This window comes from Rhizobium laguerreae, from assembly GCF_019778565.1.
In the GTDB taxonomy this organism is placed as follows: domain Bacteria; phylum Pseudomonadota; class Alphaproteobacteria; order Rhizobiales; family Rhizobiaceae; genus Rhizobium; species Rhizobium laguerreae.
On the sequence record NZ_JAAXQT010000001.1, the window covers coordinates 898,287 to 913,822 of the forward strand.

Sequence of the window (15,536 nt, forward strand, 5' to 3'; positions counted from 1 at the left end):
GCTGGCAGCCTGTCACCTCAAGCATTTCCGTTTTTTTCGAGTCACTGAAATGCTCTGACTTTTTGTTTGCGCAATTCCGGACGCAAAACCGCGACGCACTTTTGCTGGGATTGCTTAGCAGTGATCAGGAGGTGACCGGCCATGAGCCTCTCTTTCCCGACGATGGCGGCGATCCGCTTCGGTTATGGCTTGCGGCCGGGCGAGGCGCCGCCGCAGAGCAAGGATGAGCTGATCGGCCAAATCGCCGAGGGCGTGGCTGCAACGCCGGATTTTCCCCTCGGCGGGCCCGACATGCGCCACCAGGCAATTCTCAGCCTGCAGGCGCAGTTGAAGCAGATCCGGCAGGACGCCAAGACGGTGACCGACGATACGACGCAGCGCGAGATGCGCAAGGGCGTGCAACAGCAAGTGCAGCAGCAGTTCCAGCATGATGCGAACCTACGGCTGATGCAGGCGGTGCTATCGCCGTACGGCTTCTACGAGAGGCTTTCGACCTTCTGGACTGACCATTTCTCCACCAGCGCCAACAAGAGCCTGCCGATGCGCCTCATCGTGCCGCTCTACGAGGCCGAGGCGATCCGGCCATTCATATCAGGCAAGTTCGGCGATCTCCTGCGCAGCGCCACCGCCCATCCGGCCATGCTGATCTATCTCGACCAGGCGGATTCGCTTGGGCCGGATTCGGCCGGCGGCATGAAGCGCAACAAAGGGCTGAACGAAAATCTCGGTCGCGAACTACTGGAGCTGCACACGCTTGGCGCCGGCAGCGGCTATAGCCAGGCGGATGTCACGGCGGCGGCCATGGTGCTGACGGGGCTCACCATCGACCGCAAGGAGATGGACATCGCGTTCCGGCCGAATATTTCGGAGCCCGGCGCACATGAGGTGCTCGGCGTCAGCTATGGCGGGCGCCGGCGTTCGCGCGACGATTATCTCGACATGCTCGACGATCTCGCCGTCCACCCAAAGACAGCGGCGCATATCAGCCGCAAGCTCGCGGTGCATTTCATCGCCGACCAGCCTGACGAGGGCATGGTGTCCAATATGGCCGAGGCCTGGAAGAAGACGGATGGCGATCTGACTGCCGTCTACACAGCCATGCTCGATCATCCCGCCGCCTGGCGCGACGAGGGCGCCAAGGCGCGCCAGCCCTTCGATTATATCGTCGCCGGCCTGAGGGCGCTGAATGCGGGGCCGGTCAACGGCGTTGTCGGCAGCTTCCTGGCGGCCAACCAGCAGGGCACGGACGAGGGTGACATGGCGGCGAACACGCCCGGCATGGCAGGATCGCCGGTGCCGACGGATCCTGCCGGCGAGGCGAGGGGCAAGCGCCTCAAGGCGTTCCGGACGGCGAGGGCGCTGGGGCAGGGCGCGCTCAGGCGTATGGGACAACCGACCTGGCTGCCGCCGAGCCCGGCCGGTTTCGAGGAAGGCTTTTCCGCCTGGATCACCGGCAGCCAGCTTGCCGAGCGGCTGGCCTGGGCAAGGCGGGCCGCGGCCCAGTTCGGCCGGGACGAGGATCCGCGCGAATTCCTGAAATCGACGCTTGCCGATGCCGCCCGCGACGAGACGATCCGCGTGGTGTCGCAGGCGCCGAACAAGGTCAGCGGGCTGACGCTGGTGCTGGCATCGCCCGAATTCAATCGCCGATAGGAGCCTCTGTCATGAACCAGATCTCGCTTTCCCGCCGCGGCTTCCTGACGTCGGCCTGCTGTCTCGCCGCCGCCCCCATCTTTACGCCTGTCACTTTCGCGGCGATGCCGGGGGACAACCGTTTCGTCACCATCGTGCTGCGCGGCGCGATGGACGGGCTGGATCTGGTGCAGCCCTATGGCGATGCCGGCTTTGCGGCGCTCAGGCCGACACTGGCGCTGACGCCCGATACCGGGCTTCTCGATCTCGACGGGCATTTCGGCCTCAATCCGGTGGCCGCCGAGCTGCTGCCGCTCTGGAAGAGCCGCGAGCTCGCCTTCGTGCACGCGGTGTCGACGCCCTATCGCGACCAGCGCAGCCATTTCGACGGGCAGGACATGCTGGAATCCGGCGGCGAACATGTCGCCGAGGAAAAGACCGGATGGCTGAACCGGGCGCTCGCCGTCATTCCGCGCTCGGATGCGCGCAAGGCAATCGACATCAACACCTCGACGGAGCTGATCCTCTCCGGACCGAACAATGTCGACGTCTGGGCGTCGGATTCAAATCTGGCGCCGGCGCGCGACGAGATGCAGTTCCTGGCGCGGCTCTATGCCGGCGATCCGCCGTTCGCAGAGGCGATGGCCGAGGCGACACGGGCCAATAGCGCCTCGATGATGGTCGAGCCGGAGGGCCAGCGCGGCGCAAAGATCGCCGATGTGGCAGCGCTCGCCGGCAACATGCTGAAGGGCGATTACCGCATCGCCAGCTTCTCGATATCAGGCTGGGACACGCATATTGGCCAGGCCGGCCAGTTCAAACGACCGGTGCAGGACCTTTCGCAGGCGATCAATATGTTGAAGACCACGCTCGGGCCCGAGATCTGGGCAAAGACGGTGGTGCTTGCCATGACCGAGTTCGGCCGCACCGTGCGCCAGAATGGCTCAGCCGGCACCGACCACGGCACCGGCGGCTGCGCGCTGCTATCAGGCGGCGCCATCAACGGCGGTCGCATCCTCGGCCGTTGGCCGGGCATCGGCGACGGTCAGCTGCTCGACGACCGCGACCTGATGCCGACCGCCGACGTGCGCGAGCTCGCTGCGGCGATGCTCTACCGGCAGTTCGATGTGTCTGCCGATGATTTGACGGGGAAGATCTTCCCGGGGCTGGGGTTCGACAAGGGATCGCAGTTTTTGAGGGGGTGAGCGGCGGAGCCGCGAATGCACGAAGCGTAAGCGAAGGGCAAGAATAAGGTCGTCTCTTGGCTAGCCAGGGAGCTTGCCGCTACCCGGCCCTTCGCCTGGCTCAGGGCGTTCGACGTTGCAATCGATTCACTGGATCGATTGCTCCCGCTTCGCGGAACCGCGTCTCACCCCAACACATCATAAAGCCGGAAGATGAAACTGATCTGATAGACCAGGTTGACGATGATGAAGGCGGTGTGGAAGCGGCGGTTGGGGGTCCAGGCGGCGATGGCGCAGAGGAGGATGTAGACGATGTTGCGGGCCGGGTATTCCCAGCCGAGCGAGAGGATGCGCTCATGGCCCTTGATTGTCGTGTCGAGAATATCGACGGCGTAGGTGAGGCCGAGGATGCCGAAGAACCATTTGCGTCGGGAAACGAAATATTCCTCGTAGCCGCCATATTCGTCGAGCGAGGCAGGAAAGAGCAGGGCGCAGAGCAGGAAGAACAGGCTACAGAAGCAGACGAGGAAGAGATAGATGCCGAAGCCGATCGAAGGCACGGCCTGCAGGCGATATTCCCACCACCAGATATGGATGATGAACAGGAACATCGACAGCGCCCAGCCGAGATGGATGGGATAGACCTTGGCCTTGGCGGGATGCTGGACGATGCCGGCAAGGCCGGTGAGCACTCTCGCAAGTGAAAGGCTGATGACCATGCCCATCACCACCTTGATGTGAAGGAAGACCTCCGGCGAGCTGACCGTTTCCATGCTGTCGATCCTCAGGCTGTCACTCCTCGGGGACTTGCTTCGGTTTGCCCTCTTCGTCCAGCGCCACCATGATGAAGGTGCCAGCCGTGACCTTTTCCATCTTGGCGTAACGTGCGCGGTGCGCCCAGGCTTCGACGCAGAGCGTGATCGAGGTACGGCCGACACGGTCGATATCGGTATAGACAGACAACGTGTCGCCGATCTTGACCGGCAGCTTGAAGGCCATCTCCTTGACCGCGGCAGTAACAACGCGGCCCTTGGCGCGCTCGGCCGCACGGATGCCGGAGGCAAGGTCCATCTGCGCCATAACCCAGCCGCCGAAGATATCGCCAGCCGGATTGGCGTCGCCGGGCATGGCAAGCGTCCTGAGCGTCAGTTCGCCTCTTGGCTTCGCGGCATCGGTCATAAGTCTTCTCCAATCTCGTGCGGCGTCGGGCCGGCGATTCACTGCAAAGCACCCTAGTGCAAAGGCCGTGGGCTGTAAAAGACGCCTAGGTCAAAGCGCTGCAGGCGGCCGACGGGAAAAATGTTGCTGCCGTTGCCGATTGAAATGTCGATTGGTTTCAATGTGTTGAGTTTCGCAACCGCTGTCTTACCTTACGTTATTTAATTATTTTCTAATTAAGCTTTACGCTCCAGTAATTCCGGCAATTCAGGATGCGATTGATTTCACCTATAAGAATCGCTGGGAACCTCATGCGCAACGTCAAGATTTCCACCCGTCTTTATTGTCTCGTTGGCTTCACGCTTGCCGTACTCGCGGCGACGATGGTCTTCTTTCTGAACTATTCTTACTCCGAGCTGGAAGACGAGCGGAAGGCAGGGCTGGCGCAGTTGGATGCGACGGCGCTCGGCATCTTCGAAAAATATTATAAGATGGAGCAGGCGGGCACGATGACCCGCGAGCAGGCGCAGGCGGCCGCCAAGGACGTGATCGGCGCGATGCGCTACGGCGCCGACGGCTATTTCTGGATCAACGACATGCATCCCAAAATGGTGATGCACCCGATCAAGCCGGCGCTTGATGGTACCGATATCTCGCAGATGAAGGACCCGACCGGCAAATTCCTGTTCATCGAGTTCGTCAACAAGGTGAAGAAGGACGGCAAGGGTTTCGTCGACTATCTCTGGCCGAAGCCGGGCGCCGATGAGCCAGTGCTGAAATACTCCTATGTCGCCGGTTTCGAGCCCTGGGGCTGGATCGTCGGCACCGGCGTCTATGCCGACGACCTTGCCGCGCTTTATCGCCAGAATTTGCTCTGGGCCACGATGGCCTGCCTGATCGGCGCTGCGGCGACGATCGCGATCGCCTTTGCCATCGTGCGCAGCGTGACGGCGCCGATCGCGCGGCTGAAGGCGGCGATGAACGCGATTGCGGCCGAAGAAGCATCGGTGGAGATATCAGGCAGCGACCGTCGCGACGAGATTGGCCAGATGGCCAAGGCGCTGCTGGTGCTGCGCGATTCCGTCGACGAGCGTAGCGCGCTGCGCGGGCGGGAAGACGAAAGACAGCAGCAGATCGAGGAAGAGCGCCGCGGCAACGAGGCAAGCCTGCGTTCCGCCTCCGAACGGCAGAACCGCGCGATGCAGGCGCTTGGCGTCGGCCTGGAGAAGCTTGCGGGCGGTGACCTGACGGTTGCGATCGGCGATATCGGCGAGGATTACGCAAAGCTGAGGGGCGATTTCAACGCCGCCGTCGACGCGCTGAACGGCGTCATCCATGCGATCGCCGAATCGAGCCGCGTCGTCAACGACAGCGCTTCCGACATCAGCGAGGCGACCGGCAATCTGTCGAAGCGGACTGAGCAGCAGGCAGCTGCACTCGAAGAAACGGCGGCAGCGCTCGACGAGATCACCGCGACGGTCAAGACGGCATCCGAGCGGGCGAACGAGGCACGCGAGATGGTGGCCGAGACCAAGGCGAGTGCCGGAAAATCCGGCGAGATCGTCCGCAATGCGGTGACGGCGATGGGCCGGATTGAGGATTCGTCCAACCGCATCGGTCAGATCATCTCGGTCATCGACGAAATCGCCTTCCAGACGAACCTGCTCGCGCTGAATGCCGGCGTCGAGGCTGCGCGGGCGGGCGAGGCGGGCCGCGGCTTTGCCGTCGTCGCCCAGGAAGTGCGTGAACTTGCCCAGCGCTCCGCCAACGCGGCCAAGGAGATCAAGGAACTGATCAGCCGGTCAGCGACTGAGGTCCAGGGCGGGGTGGCGCTGGTGCGCTCGACGGGCGAGGCGCTGCTGGAAATCGAGGCACTGGTCAACCAGGTCAACGATCACGTCGCATCGATCGCGACGGCGGCGCGCGAGCAGTCGACCGGGTTGAACGAGATCAACGGTTCCGTCAATCACATGGACCAGATGACGCAGCAGAATGCCGCGATGGTGGAGGAGACGACGGCGGCAAGCCGCACGCTCGCCGACGAGAGCACCCAGCTGAAGACGCTGCTTTCGAATTTTCGCCTGCGCGGGGCGGAGCAAAGAGCCGGGGCCAGATACACACGGGCAGCGTGAGTTAAGCCACTGAACAAAGGCCGGGAAACCGGCCTTTTTCATTTCCGTCGCGTGCAGATTGTGCCGGTAAGTTTTCATTCACCGTTTTTAATTAAAATTGGAGTGAGTTTTTTCGGTCACTGCCCAGCCAGCCTGCGGAAGCGATAAGAGTATGGCGTTTGTTTCCTTTCCACGGCGATCCCTTTTGCCCTTGCTGCTTTCGGCGGCGCTGACGACCTGTTCGATCAGCGACGGGCTGGTGCCGCCAGCCAATGTCGACAACGGCACCAGGGTCAGCTCGATCTCGCCGTCGCGGGGGGCAGCGCGCTTGGCCCCTGCCGTGCGCATGGCGCCGGTGGAGAGCCAGGCCTCCTATCCGGTTTCCAGTGCGCCCGTCGGCACTAGCCAGGGCTCGGTCGATTATCTCGATACGCCAAATCTTGCCGGCACCGGTCAGGCGGCGCCGGCCGCACCGGCGCAGGGGGGTAGGTTGCCGATGATCGACAGCGACGAGGCGCTGGCGGCAGGCCAACCGAGCGGCAACTGGGGCGGCACGCAGGTGCTTGCGATCCCGTCGGGCGGCGTCAACATGGATGACGATCTCGGGGCGGAGCCAGTCGTCGGACTGGCGCAGGAACAACAGCAACAGATCGCTGAGGGCAACGCCACCGAGCCGGTTGTCGACGGCATCGGCACCGATAACCCGACGCAGCTCAACCAGCCCATGCGCCAGCCCCCGCAGCAGCCAATGCCGCAGCCGGCGGCCGAGGCACAGATGAGCCGGGCGCCCGCCTGGAACGACGGCAGCCCTGTGGTGGCGCCGACCCGTGTTCCCGAAGAGGACGAGAGCGAAGAGGTCGCGATGCTGCGGCCGAACAATCCGATGATGAGCGAACCGGCAGCACCCGTCGATCCCAGCGTCATGCCGTCCTCCGAGCTTGCCTGCCGGCGTGAGCTGAAACGCATGGGCGTACTCTTCGACAACAAGCCGCCGATCTCGAACGGGCCGGCCTGCCAGGTACCCTATCCGGTGTCGCTGAAGGGACTTTCCGGCAATATCGGCGTCCGCCCCGCCGTGACGCTGAACTGCCAGGTGACGCTTGCCTTCGCCAAATGGGTGAAGAACGAACTGGCGCCGTCCGCCCGCTATCGTTACTGGTCCGGCATCAAGACGATCCAGCCGCTCGGCGGCTATTCCTGCCGGCGCATGAACAACAGCCGGCAGAAATACAATCCGATGTCGGAACACGCCCGCGGCAACGCCATCGACGTCGGCAAGTTCGTGCTGAAGAACGGCCATGAGATCGACGTGCGCAAGAAGGGCCTGTTCTCGCTGCGCGAAGGGCGGCTTTTGAAGGCGGTGCGCACCGACAGCTGCAGCTATTTCAACACCGTGCTCGGCCCCGGCAGCAACCCGGAGCACTGGAACCACTTCCACTTCGATCTTCGCTCCCGCAAGAGCGGCAAGGCCTATTGCGACTGATGCATATCGCCTAAGCCATGCGGCGCGGGTGCGGCTGATGTCGCAGCATCGGGCTCGGCTGCTAAAAAACGGTTCATCCCTGCCGCAGGGCGCGCTATAGGTCGGCGAGCCGATTGCGTTTCGAGAGTTTGATCCATGAGCTATGATTTCCATGTCGGCCAGAAGGTCGTCTGCATCGACGATAAATTCAAGCATGTCAGCATCGACCAGCTGATCCGCAAGGGCGAGATCTATACGATCCGCTGGGTGGGTGAATATACCCATTATATCGACGGCACCTTCATCGGGGTGAAGCTCGCGGAGATCAACCGCGGCAATGACGACGGGCCGGAAGGTTACGGTGCGGCCGACATGCCCTATCGTGCGACGCGGTTCCGGCCACTGGTGAAGGACAAGATCTCGTCACTGCGCAAGCTGTTGGCGCCGACGCCCGATGCACCGGTAGAACCGAAGGAAAAAATCAGGAAGAAAGAGAAGGTCTGAGCGCTGGCGCGCCGGGATCTCCTGGTGATCCGCCATTGCTGACCGATACATCCGTAGCAGCGGCTGCACGGCGGATTCGGCACAATCCATCTTGGCCTGCGCGAGGACGTACTGAGCGTTTCAGCGATTGGCATCCCTCGCGCGTGGACCTCATCGCCAGAAGCGAGGCGCCGTTGATCGCAAGGCCGCTTTATGCCTTGCCAGTCGGCCACCGCTGGGGGCGCCGGCCAGGCCTCACGCTGATCGGCGATGCCACGCATCTGATATCGCCCTTTGCCGGCGAAGGAGCCAATCTGGCGATGCTCGACGGCGCGGAACTGGCGCAGGCGATCGTCGCTGACGGGGACGATATCGAGGCAGCACTCGCCTCCTACGAAGCAGCGATGCTTCCCCGCAGCGAACGTGCCGCCTCGTACACGGGGGCGGGCCTCGACATGCGTTTCAACGACCAGGCGTTGCGGCCGCTTGTCGACTTCTTCCAGAGCGTGCGTTCGGGCGTGGAGGCATGAATGGATGGTGGCGTCTAGATTGTCTGCCGGCCGACTGGCACGCCGGGCTCGCCGAGATCCCAATAGAGGCCTGCCATCAATGCCAGGCCCTCGCGGGCGATGGAGAGGGGAAGATGCTCGTTCGGCGCATGCTGGGAGCATCCCGGATAAGAATGCGGGACCCAGATCGTCGGCAGGTCCAGGGTCTCGGAGAAGGTGTCGTTCGGCAGCGATGCGCCGAGGTTCGGCAGGATGGCCGGCGTCTTGCCGGTGGTGCGGCTGATCGAGTCGACCGCCCAACCGACCCAGGGATGCTTGGGATCGAGACGCGTCGCGTAGAAAATCTCGTCGCCTGCCTGGGCAATTTGCACCTGCGGAAAACCATGACTGTCGAAGTGCCGTCGCAGCGCCGGCAGTATATCCTTCACATCGACTCCGACGACGAAGCGTAGCTGGCAACGCGCCCAGGCGCGCGGCGGGATCGCGCCGACGGGTGTCTTGGGGTTGCCGGCTTCGAAAGCCAGGATCGCGAAGGAGCTCCAGGCAAACAGTTTTTCGGCTGGCGTCAGCCCGGGTTCGCCCCAGTTCGGATCGATTTTCGCATCGCCGTCGCCATCCTCTGGGACGCAGTCGGCAAGCACATGCCGGACATTGTCGGGGATCTCTTTCGGACACCATTCCGGGATGCGAATTTCGCCCGACGGGCCGGTGATGCTGGCAAGCGCATGGGCGAGTTGGATTGCGGGATCGGAGAGTAGGCCGCCCCAGTTCCCGGAGTGGTGCCCGCCCTTGCGCGCGTCGATCAATACATCGAAGCTGACAGCGCCGCGGGAACCCAAGAAGATAGTCGGCCGTTCGGCAGTGAGCCGCGGGCCGTCTGAGGCGATCAGCACGTCGGCGCGGAACAATTCCCTGTGCGTGACGGCGAGTTCACGCAGGCCGGGCGATATCCGCTCCTCACCCATCTCAATCAGATATTTGGCGTTGAACCCGAGCTTGCCGCGCGTTTCCAGCACGGCCTGGATGGCGCCGATGTTGACGGTATGCTGCCCCTTGTTGTCGGCGACTCCGCGCCCGTACCATCTGCCGTCACGTTCGGTCATCCGCCAGGGCGACAGGCCGTCGTCCCAGGCATCGTCAAGTCCGCGGATCACGTCGCCATGGCCATAACCAAGGACAGTCGGCCGTTCGCGATCCTCGATGCGCTCGGCAAAGAGAAAGGGCCAGCCGGTCTCCGTCAATGTGCGGCAGGTGAAACCGAGAGCCTCGAAGGTCGGCCTGATTTCGGTTTCGATATAGTCGAGCAACACCTGCCTGCGATCGGGGTTCTGGCTCTCCGTCGGCATGCCGACACGGCGCGTAAGATCGGTTCGGAACGATCCGGAATCGAAATAGGCCTCTGCTCTTGCTATGGCCGCGTCACGTGTCATGAGCCGGAGCATAACATCAGGACAGGCGCATCGAAATGCCCAATCGAATTTCGCCGCTGCCGCTCAGGCGTGCCCGGATATGGCGTGTTTCCGTCTATAGAAACAAATCGCATCCGATTAAATCGGAATGGTGTTGACATCGGTTTTGGTCGAGCGTATTAGAGCGCATCCGATTTAATCGGATGCGAATAGAACTTAAACCGAAAGGATATCACTATGACCGAGAAGCTTCTCTTTACCGGCAAAACCCACATCTCCGGCGGCCGCGACGGCTCTGCGCGCAGCAGCGACGGCACGATCGACATCAAACTGCCGCAGCCGCATCCGGCCGCCGAAAACCTGTTCGGCATCGCCTGGTCGGCCTGCTACATCGGCGCCATCGAACTTGCCGCTGCCCAGAGAAAGATCACGCTGCCTGATGGTCCCGAGGTCGATGCGGAAATTACTCTCAACGCCGACAACGGCTCCTTCTTCCTGAGGGCGCGGCTCAATGTCAGCCTGTCCGGCATTGATCGCGACATCGCGCAGGAACTGATCGAGGCAGCCCATGGCATCTGCCCTTATTCCAAGGCGACACACGGCAATATCGACGTCGAGACCAAGCTTGTCTGAGCGGGCGAGGGCAGACCTCATCGCCGGAGGATTTGATGCGGAGGGCCTGCCGGTCGGCCGGCAGACCTCTTTCTGAGGTAGCAGGCACGGGAAACCTTGCCGATCTGGAGAGCAAGCGATGATCAATAGCCACGGCCAGTCGCACCAGGCCTTTGACAAGTTTTCACATGTGCTCGACCCTGATGTCTATGAGCCGTTGCCCGATGACTGGCTGGTCGGCATCACTGATGTCGTCAACTCGACCACGGCGATCCGGTCGGGGCGCTATGAAGACGTCAACTATGCCGGCGCATCTGTTATCGCCGCCCTCGGCAATGCCTGGGGATCGTTCGATTTCCCCTTCGTGTTTCGCGGAGACGGGGCAGCATTCGCCTTGCCGCCGCAGGGCATCATGGCGGCGACATCGGCATTGCGGCAGGTCGCAGGCTTTGCAAGAGCCGATCTCGATCTAACCCTTCGTATCGGGCTGCTGACCGTACGCGAAATCCGCACCAGTGGGCGCGACGTCAGAATTGCCCGTTATGCCGCCTCCGAGAACGCGACCTATGCGATGTTTACAGGGGGCGGGCTCAAATGGGCGGAGCAGCAGATCAAGAACGGCCGGTATCTGGTCAAGCCGGGCCGCTACGCGACGAAGCCCGACCTGACCGGTCTCAGCTGTGACTGGACCCCGTTGCCAAGCCAGCGGGGCGAGATACTGTCGCTGCTGGTCGAGCCTCGCGATCATCTCAGTCCCGAGGTCTTTGCCGCCATGGCAAAACGCGTTCTTGCGGTTTTCGATGCCGCGCCGCGCCAATCTCATCCGCTTCCCGGTGGCATTCCCACCGATGGAGACAGCGGGAAGCAGGTCGATGCGAAAGGCTGGTCGGAGGTCGCCGCCAATTCGGATTTCCGCAAGTTCGATGATGGTTTGCGTTTGACGCTGGACTGTACGCGCGAACAGATCGACAAGGTCGAAGCGATCCTCGTTCCGGCGAGGGCGCGCGGTGAGATCAACTTCGGACTGCACCGCCAGTCGCATGCGCTGATGACCTGTCTTGTGCCATCGGACAGGCCGGATTCGCACCTGCATTTCCTCGATGGAATGGGCGGCGGCTATGCCCGCGCCGCCGAGAAGATGGAGGAAGGCGCGCTTGGCGATGTCGTCCGGCATCATGCGCCGTCGCTCAGGACCCAGCCGGCGCGGGATCATCGCCGCCAAGAGATCTAAGCGGGCTTCCCCGTTTCCCGGCTGACAAGGTTTGCGAGCATTTCGCCGAGCTGAGGCGGCGCCAGCTCGGCTTCACCTTCTATCGCGGCGAGGCTAAACCATCTAAGCTCGGTGTGTTCGTCATCGACCAGCTGCGGATAGCCATGCCACTGATCGATGCGATAGACATGGAAGGTGGCGGATGCCTCAGGCAGGCCCTCCGATGCGAACTTTCCCGCAAACTGCCAGCGCTGCGGCATCACGCCTATTTCTTCCATCAATTCCCGGCGCAATGCCGTCTCGGCGTCTTCGCCGTCTTCGATATGGCCGCCCGGCAGGCTCCAGCGATCCCGGTGCACCTTGCGCCTGGAACTGCGTCTGGCCAGGAGAACGGTCCCATTCTGAATCAAGGCGCCCATCGCGATCTCGGGCATCTCGTCTTCTCCGTTATGTCAGCAAACTACCGACTGATGCCGCGATCACGATATCCCCGGTTCGCCCTGCGTTGACCGCAGGAGGTTGTCGCGCAGCGTCGTCACCGATTTCTGCACGACGGGAAAGTCGTCGCCGAGGCCGGTGGCGCCAAGCAGCGCATCGCCGGGATCAGTTTCAACGAGTTGGCGCCCTGCCGGCGTCAGGCTGACCCGCACCTGCCGCTCGTCGGCGGGATCGCGGTGACGGGTGATATAACCATTCGACTCCAGCTTCTTGAGGATGGGCGTCAGCGTGTTGGATTCGAGAAACATCTTTTCCCCCAACACCCCGACGGTCTGGTCGTCCTCTTCGGAAAGGGCCACCATGGCGATATATTGGGTATAGGTCAGGCCAAGTTTGTCCAAGATCGGCTTGTAGGCGCGGCCGAAGGCGAGATTTGCCGAATAGACCGCGAAGCACAGAAAATTGGAAAGTTTCCTTCCTTCCTTACCCGCCTGCGGGGAGGAGGGTGCAGGCGTGCCAAGCTGTCTTGCGGTTTTAGATGCGGGCATGACTTCATCCTATCCAGGCTCTGGGTACTAGGACTTATATACATCGTATCCGATTAAATCGCAACCGCATCGGGGCGGCTATTTTCGAAACAACCTCTCCCGGCCGCCGCCCCCAGCTTCAGGAGCGCCGGCTCGCCGGCGCCTTGCCGCCTAGCCGAATTTCTCCGTCGTATCGGCCTTGCCGAACACCCAGTAGCCGGATGCCTTGATCCAGCCAAGTGGGCAACCTCGTTCCAGCAGGTAGGCGCGGATATCGCGCGTCACCGACGCTTCCGCCGCGACCCAGATGAATGTTTCCGGCTGGATATCGACCGTACTCAATAGTTTCAGCACGGCAGTGGCATCGGTTGCCTGAGAGAGAGGCCGGTACACCCAGTGGAGATGCAACTCGGCTGATGTCTCGAAGGTCTGCTCTTCCAACGGGCCGGTGACGGCTGCGATTGTGGTGACGACGGTTCCGGCGCCGCTTTCCTCGATCCGGCGGCCGATCGCCGGCAGTGCCGTTTCGTCGCCGATCAGCAGCCATCGTTTTACGGTCTCCGAGACCACGGCGGAGCCCCTTGGACCGCCGACCTCGAGCCTGTCGCCGGGTTGTGCATTGATCGCCCATTGGGTTACCGGGCCTGCCTCATGCAAGGCGAAGTCGATGGTCAGTTTTCGTTTGGCATTGTCGTAGCGGCGCGGCGTGTAGTCACGGCGTTCTTCGCCGCCATCGGCGGCCGGTACGAAAATCTTGATGTGGTCGTCGGGCGCAAGGCTGATGAAATCGCCAAGATCGCTGCCGGACAATGTGATGCGGCGCATGCCGGGGGTGATGTCGACAATGCTTTCGACCGCCAGGGTGCGCCGTCGCGTGTCGTGACGGACCCGTTCGATGCCGGGGGCCGGTGAAATCTGATCTGTGAGTTGATTGTTATCCATGTGTCCTTCCGGGGCTTCTGAAGCTCGATCCGCAGGACACAGTCGCGCAGATCGAAGCCGCAAAGCCGTTCGATCATACGCGTTGAGTGACGTTAACGCTTACGTGGCCGGGTGACCCGGTCATTGATGGCATGATGTAGACGACGGCGGCCGCATGTGCAACGGCAAGGGAGCCAGCAATGTCGATGATTGCCAAAGTTTAACTTTTCGGCGCCGTTCCGATTGGGCAATGATCGGCCGATCAGCGGTTATGGAGAAGACGATGGACCGCAGAATCCAGGACGTGCTCAACATCTATCACGCGATGAGCCTTCCCAGGGCATCGACTCCGTGCTGTTGGATCTCTGGAAGGATCTCTACCTCCACTGCCTCTAAGCCTTCTACCCCAAGCTCAATCCGGGCGCGATCATTGTCGCCGACAACATGCTGCGCCCGGGAGGCGATGATCTCAAACGCTACGGGCAAGCCGTTCGTGCCAAGCCGGGGATATCAAGCGTGCTGCTGCCGGTCGGCAGCGGGCTTGAGGTTAGTCGGTTCGATTGAGGCTGAGGTGAGATCAGCGGTCATTTTGTTTTTTGGTTGCAGAAAAAAAGATGACACGTTTGAAGCTAATTTCCGACACTTTCCCGATCAAAACTCCGCCATCGCGAGCTTTGGAGATGTGATGTCGGGCATTCTGATCGCCACCCTGTTGGCAACGGTTTCAGCAGAGATTCCTGCCAGATTTTCCAGCGGTGACCTGCTCTATTCTGACTGCGGCGGCTCCCGGCAGTTTGTCGTCGGATATGTCGCGGGTTGGTTGGACAAGTGGAACCGGGACGAATATTTGGCCCGCCGTATTTTCACCGAAGTCGTTCCTGCGCCGAAAGCAATGGTGAACTCGGCGTATTTCGCCAACTCCGTTGGGGTAAACGTCTGTGTGCCGGTTGGAACGACCGCGGAAGCAATCGGCAATACGTTGTGTACATTCCTCGAAGAGAATCCCGGCATTCGCGAGGCCACCGGCGACGAGCTGATGACGACCTTGATTGCCTATAAATATCGCTGCCCCGTGCCGTAAGAACGTCAAACTCCCCCCGGCTTGTTGGTTTCGATGAAACGGCTGAGCGAGGTGGCGGCGTTCAGCATGTGGGCGCGCATGCGCCGGGATGCCATCTCACCGTCGCCTTCGGCGATCGCCCGCATGATCGCCTCGTGTTCGTCCCGGGATCGGCGGAGCCGTTCGCCCTGGCGCAGCTGCGTGCGCCGGAAGGCATTCAGGCGGTTGCGCACAGCGATCGCCTGTTCGGCAAGGAAGCTATTGTGGGTGGCGTGATAGATGGCTTCATGGAATTGGCGGTTGAAGCTGTCATAGGCATCGAAATTTCCGGCTTCGACGGTCGGCTCTGAGAGATCGTGCAGTTCGATCAGGTGGCTGCGCTCCAGCGGTGTCATGCGGTAGGTGGCGAGCCTGACACATACGGCCTCGATTTCGGCCACCGTTTCGAACATCTCCATGATGCGCTCCGGCGTCATGCGGGCGACGACGCCGCCGCGCCGGGCGCGAAGCTCGACGAGGCCGCCCGCCGCCAGCTGACGCAGCGCTTCACGAACCGGCGTGCGGGAGGCGCCGAAACGATCGGCAAGCTGCTGTTCATCCAACGCTGCGCCCGCCGCCAGCGTGCCGGTGGCGATCTCGTCGGTCAGGGCGTTGCGAATGCGGTCGGAGAGCAACCCGCGATCATCGCCGTCATCCTCGGTTTCAAAACCATTCGCCATTCCGTTTTCTCCGATCTGTTTCAACATCGACGGCTCGATCGATCGTGTATGCAAATGCGATTGATGCGCCCGCTTAGCGTATACACTTATGGCATCACGGA

Annotated in this window: 16 protein-coding genes and 1 pseudogene; 10 read left to right on the forward strand and 7 right to left on the reverse strand. The window is 62.0% G+C overall.

What is annotated here, in order from left to right; translation table 11 throughout:
- The first annotated feature begins 141 nt into the window (after nt 1-141).
- Nucleotides 142-1,653, forward strand: a complete 1,512-nt coding sequence (locus HFO71_RS04435; RefSeq protein WP_077978507.1) for a DUF1800 domain-containing protein — start codon at nt 142-144, stop codon at nt 1,651-1,653.
- A gap of 11 nt (nt 1,654-1,664) precedes the next feature.
- A complete protein-coding gene (locus HFO71_RS04440) occupies nt 1,665-2,837 on the forward strand; it encodes a DUF1501 domain-containing protein (RefSeq protein ID WP_077978506.1) in 1,173 nt (390 codons plus the stop codon).
- Between the two features lie 164 nt (nt 2,838-3,001).
- On the opposite strand, the gene HFO71_RS04445 is transcribed toward HFO71_RS04440, so the two are convergent.
- Nucleotides 3,002-3,589 carry a hypothetical protein gene (locus HFO71_RS04445; RefSeq protein ID WP_077978505.1) on the reverse strand — a complete coding sequence of 196 codons (588 nt, stop codon included), beginning with the start codon at nt 3,587-3,589 and terminating at the stop codon, nt 3,002-3,004.
- Between the two features lie 19 nt (nt 3,590-3,608).
- Entirely contained in the window at nt 3,609-3,995 is a 387-nt protein-coding gene (locus HFO71_RS04450) for an acyl-CoA thioesterase (RefSeq protein ID WP_168341385.1), read from the reverse strand.
- A gap of 290 nt (nt 3,996-4,285) precedes the next feature.
- Here HFO71_RS04450 and HFO71_RS04455 point away from each other — a divergent pair, with 290 nt between their 5' ends.
- From HFO71_RS04455 to HFO71_RS04470, 4 genes are all read left to right on the forward strand, one after another.
- Nucleotides 4,286-6,106 (forward strand): methyl-accepting chemotaxis protein, encoded by a 1,821-nt coding sequence (locus tag HFO71_RS04455; RefSeq protein WP_077978503.1) that lies wholly within the window; start codon nt 4,286-4,288, stop codon nt 6,104-6,106.
- 151 nt (nt 6,107-6,257) lie between these two features.
- A complete protein-coding gene (locus HFO71_RS04460) occupies nt 6,258-7,568 on the forward strand; it encodes an extensin-like domain-containing protein (RefSeq protein ID WP_077978502.1) in 1,311 nt (436 codons plus the stop codon).
- Nucleotides 7,569-7,703: 135 nt separating this feature from the next.
- Entirely contained in the window at nt 7,704-8,051 is a 348-nt protein-coding gene (locus HFO71_RS04465) for a CAP-Gly domain-containing protein (RefSeq protein ID WP_025394998.1), read from the forward strand.
- Nucleotides 8,052-8,194: 143 nt separating this feature from the next.
- Entirely contained in the window at nt 8,195-8,560 is a 366-nt protein-coding gene (locus HFO71_RS04470) for an FAD-dependent oxidoreductase (protein WP_245310412.1), read from the forward strand.
- Nucleotides 8,561-8,574: 14 nt separating this feature from the next.
- Here the strand turns inward: HFO71_RS04470 and HFO71_RS04475 are convergent, their stop codons facing one another.
- Nucleotides 8,575-9,969: a M20 family metallopeptidase gene (locus tag HFO71_RS04475; RefSeq protein WP_244735362.1), complete on the reverse strand. Its 1,395-nt coding sequence runs from the start codon at nt 9,967-9,969 to the stop codon at nt 8,575-8,577.
- 216 nt (nt 9,970-10,185) lie between these two features.
- Between HFO71_RS04475 and HFO71_RS04480 the strand changes: the two genes are divergently transcribed.
- Together HFO71_RS04480 and HFO71_RS04485 are read left to right on the forward strand one after the other, a co-directional pair.
- On the forward strand, nt 10,186-10,581 hold the full coding sequence (locus HFO71_RS04480) for an Ohr family peroxiredoxin (protein ID WP_025394996.1): 396 nt from the start codon (nt 10,186-10,188) through the stop codon (nt 10,579-10,581).
- A gap of 118 nt (nt 10,582-10,699) precedes the next feature.
- A complete protein-coding gene (locus tag HFO71_RS04485; RefSeq protein WP_077978499.1) occupies nt 10,700-11,791 on the forward strand; it encodes a DUF3095 family protein in 1,092 nt (363 codons plus the stop codon).
- Here HFO71_RS04485 and HFO71_RS04490 read toward each other — a convergent pair.
- From HFO71_RS04490 to HFO71_RS04500, 3 genes are all read right to left on the reverse strand, one after another.
- On the reverse strand, nt 11,788-12,204 hold the full coding sequence (locus HFO71_RS04490) for an NUDIX hydrolase (RefSeq protein ID WP_025394994.1): 417 nt from the start codon (nt 12,202-12,204) through the stop codon (nt 11,788-11,790). The genes HFO71_RS04485 and HFO71_RS04490 overlap by 4 nt on opposite strands.
- A 45-nt stretch (nt 12,205-12,249) precedes the next feature.
- Nucleotides 12,250-12,756: a MarR family winged helix-turn-helix transcriptional regulator gene (locus tag HFO71_RS04495; RefSeq protein ID WP_077978497.1), complete on the reverse strand. Its 507-nt coding sequence runs from the start codon at nt 12,754-12,756 to the stop codon at nt 12,250-12,252.
- Between the two features lie 150 nt (nt 12,757-12,906).
- Entirely contained in the window at nt 12,907-13,677 is a 771-nt protein-coding gene (locus HFO71_RS04500) for a siderophore-interacting protein (protein WP_077978496.1), read from the reverse strand.
- A gap of 312 nt (nt 13,678-13,989) precedes the next feature.
- On the opposite strand from HFO71_RS04500, the pseudogene HFO71_RS35720 reads away from it, so the two are divergent.
- Together HFO71_RS35720 and HFO71_RS04505 are read left to right on the forward strand one after the other, a co-directional pair.
- Nucleotides 13,990-14,220 (forward strand): annotated as a pseudogene (locus HFO71_RS35720) (O-methyltransferase); the annotation flags it as partial.
- 121 nt (nt 14,221-14,341) lie between these two features.
- Complete coding sequence (locus tag HFO71_RS04505; RefSeq protein ID WP_221987702.1) at nt 14,342-14,737, forward strand: hypothetical protein; 396 nt, start codon at nt 14,342-14,344, stop codon at nt 14,735-14,737.
- Nucleotides 14,738-14,742: 5 nt separating this feature from the next.
- On the opposite strand, the gene HFO71_RS04510 is transcribed toward HFO71_RS04505, so the two are convergent.
- Nucleotides 14,743-15,435 (reverse strand): GntR family transcriptional regulator, encoded by a 693-nt coding sequence (locus tag HFO71_RS04510; RefSeq protein WP_077978494.1) that lies wholly within the window; start codon nt 15,433-15,435, stop codon nt 14,743-14,745.
- Nucleotides 15,436-15,536 lie beyond the last annotated feature (101 nt).

Bases quoted from the DNA above. Each gene is read 5' to 3' on its own strand.
- HFO71_RS04435 (WP_077978507.1), top strand. From the start codon at position 142: ATGAGCCTCTCTTTCCCGACGATGGCGGCGATCCGCTTCGGTTATGGC.
- HFO71_RS04440 (WP_077978506.1), top strand. From the start codon at position 1,665: ATGAACCAGATCTCGCTTTCCCGCCGCGGCTTCCTGACGTCGGCCTGC.
- HFO71_RS04445 (WP_077978505.1), bottom strand. From the start codon at position 3,589: ATGGAAACGGTCAGCTCGCCGGAGGTCTTCCTTCACATCAAGGTGGTG.
- HFO71_RS04450 (WP_168341385.1), bottom strand. From the start codon at position 3,995: ATGACCGATGCCGCGAAGCCAAGAGGCGAACTGACGCTCAGGACGCTT.
- HFO71_RS04455 (WP_077978503.1), top strand. From the start codon at position 4,286: ATGCGCAACGTCAAGATTTCCACCCGTCTTTATTGTCTCGTTGGCTTC.
- HFO71_RS04460 (WP_077978502.1), top strand. From the start codon at position 6,258: ATGGCGTTTGTTTCCTTTCCACGGCGATCCCTTTTGCCCTTGCTGCTT.
- HFO71_RS04465 (WP_025394998.1), top strand. From the start codon at position 7,704: ATGAGCTATGATTTCCATGTCGGCCAGAAGGTCGTCTGCATCGACGAT.
- HFO71_RS04475 (WP_244735362.1), bottom strand. From the start codon at position 9,969: ATGACACGTGACGCGGCCATAGCAAGAGCAGAGGCCTATTTCGATTCC.
- HFO71_RS04480 (WP_025394996.1), top strand. From the start codon at position 10,186: ATGACCGAGAAGCTTCTCTTTACCGGCAAAACCCACATCTCCGGCGGC.
- HFO71_RS04485 (WP_077978499.1), top strand. From the start codon at position 10,700: ATGATCAATAGCCACGGCCAGTCGCACCAGGCCTTTGACAAGTTTTCA.
- HFO71_RS04490 (WP_025394994.1), bottom strand. From the start codon at position 12,204: ATGCCCGAGATCGCGATGGGCGCCTTGATTCAGAATGGGACCGTTCTC.
- HFO71_RS04495 (WP_077978497.1), bottom strand. From the start codon at position 12,756: ATGCCCGCATCTAAAACCGCAAGACAGCTTGGCACGCCTGCACCCTCC.
- HFO71_RS04500 (WP_077978496.1), bottom strand. From the start codon at position 13,677: ATGGATAACAATCAACTCACAGATCAGATTTCACCGGCCCCCGGCATC.
- HFO71_RS04505 (WP_221987702.1), top strand. From the start codon at position 14,342: ATGTCGGGCATTCTGATCGCCACCCTGTTGGCAACGGTTTCAGCAGAG.
- HFO71_RS04510 (WP_077978494.1), bottom strand. From the start codon at position 15,435: ATGGCGAATGGTTTTGAAACCGAGGATGACGGCGATGATCGCGGGTTG.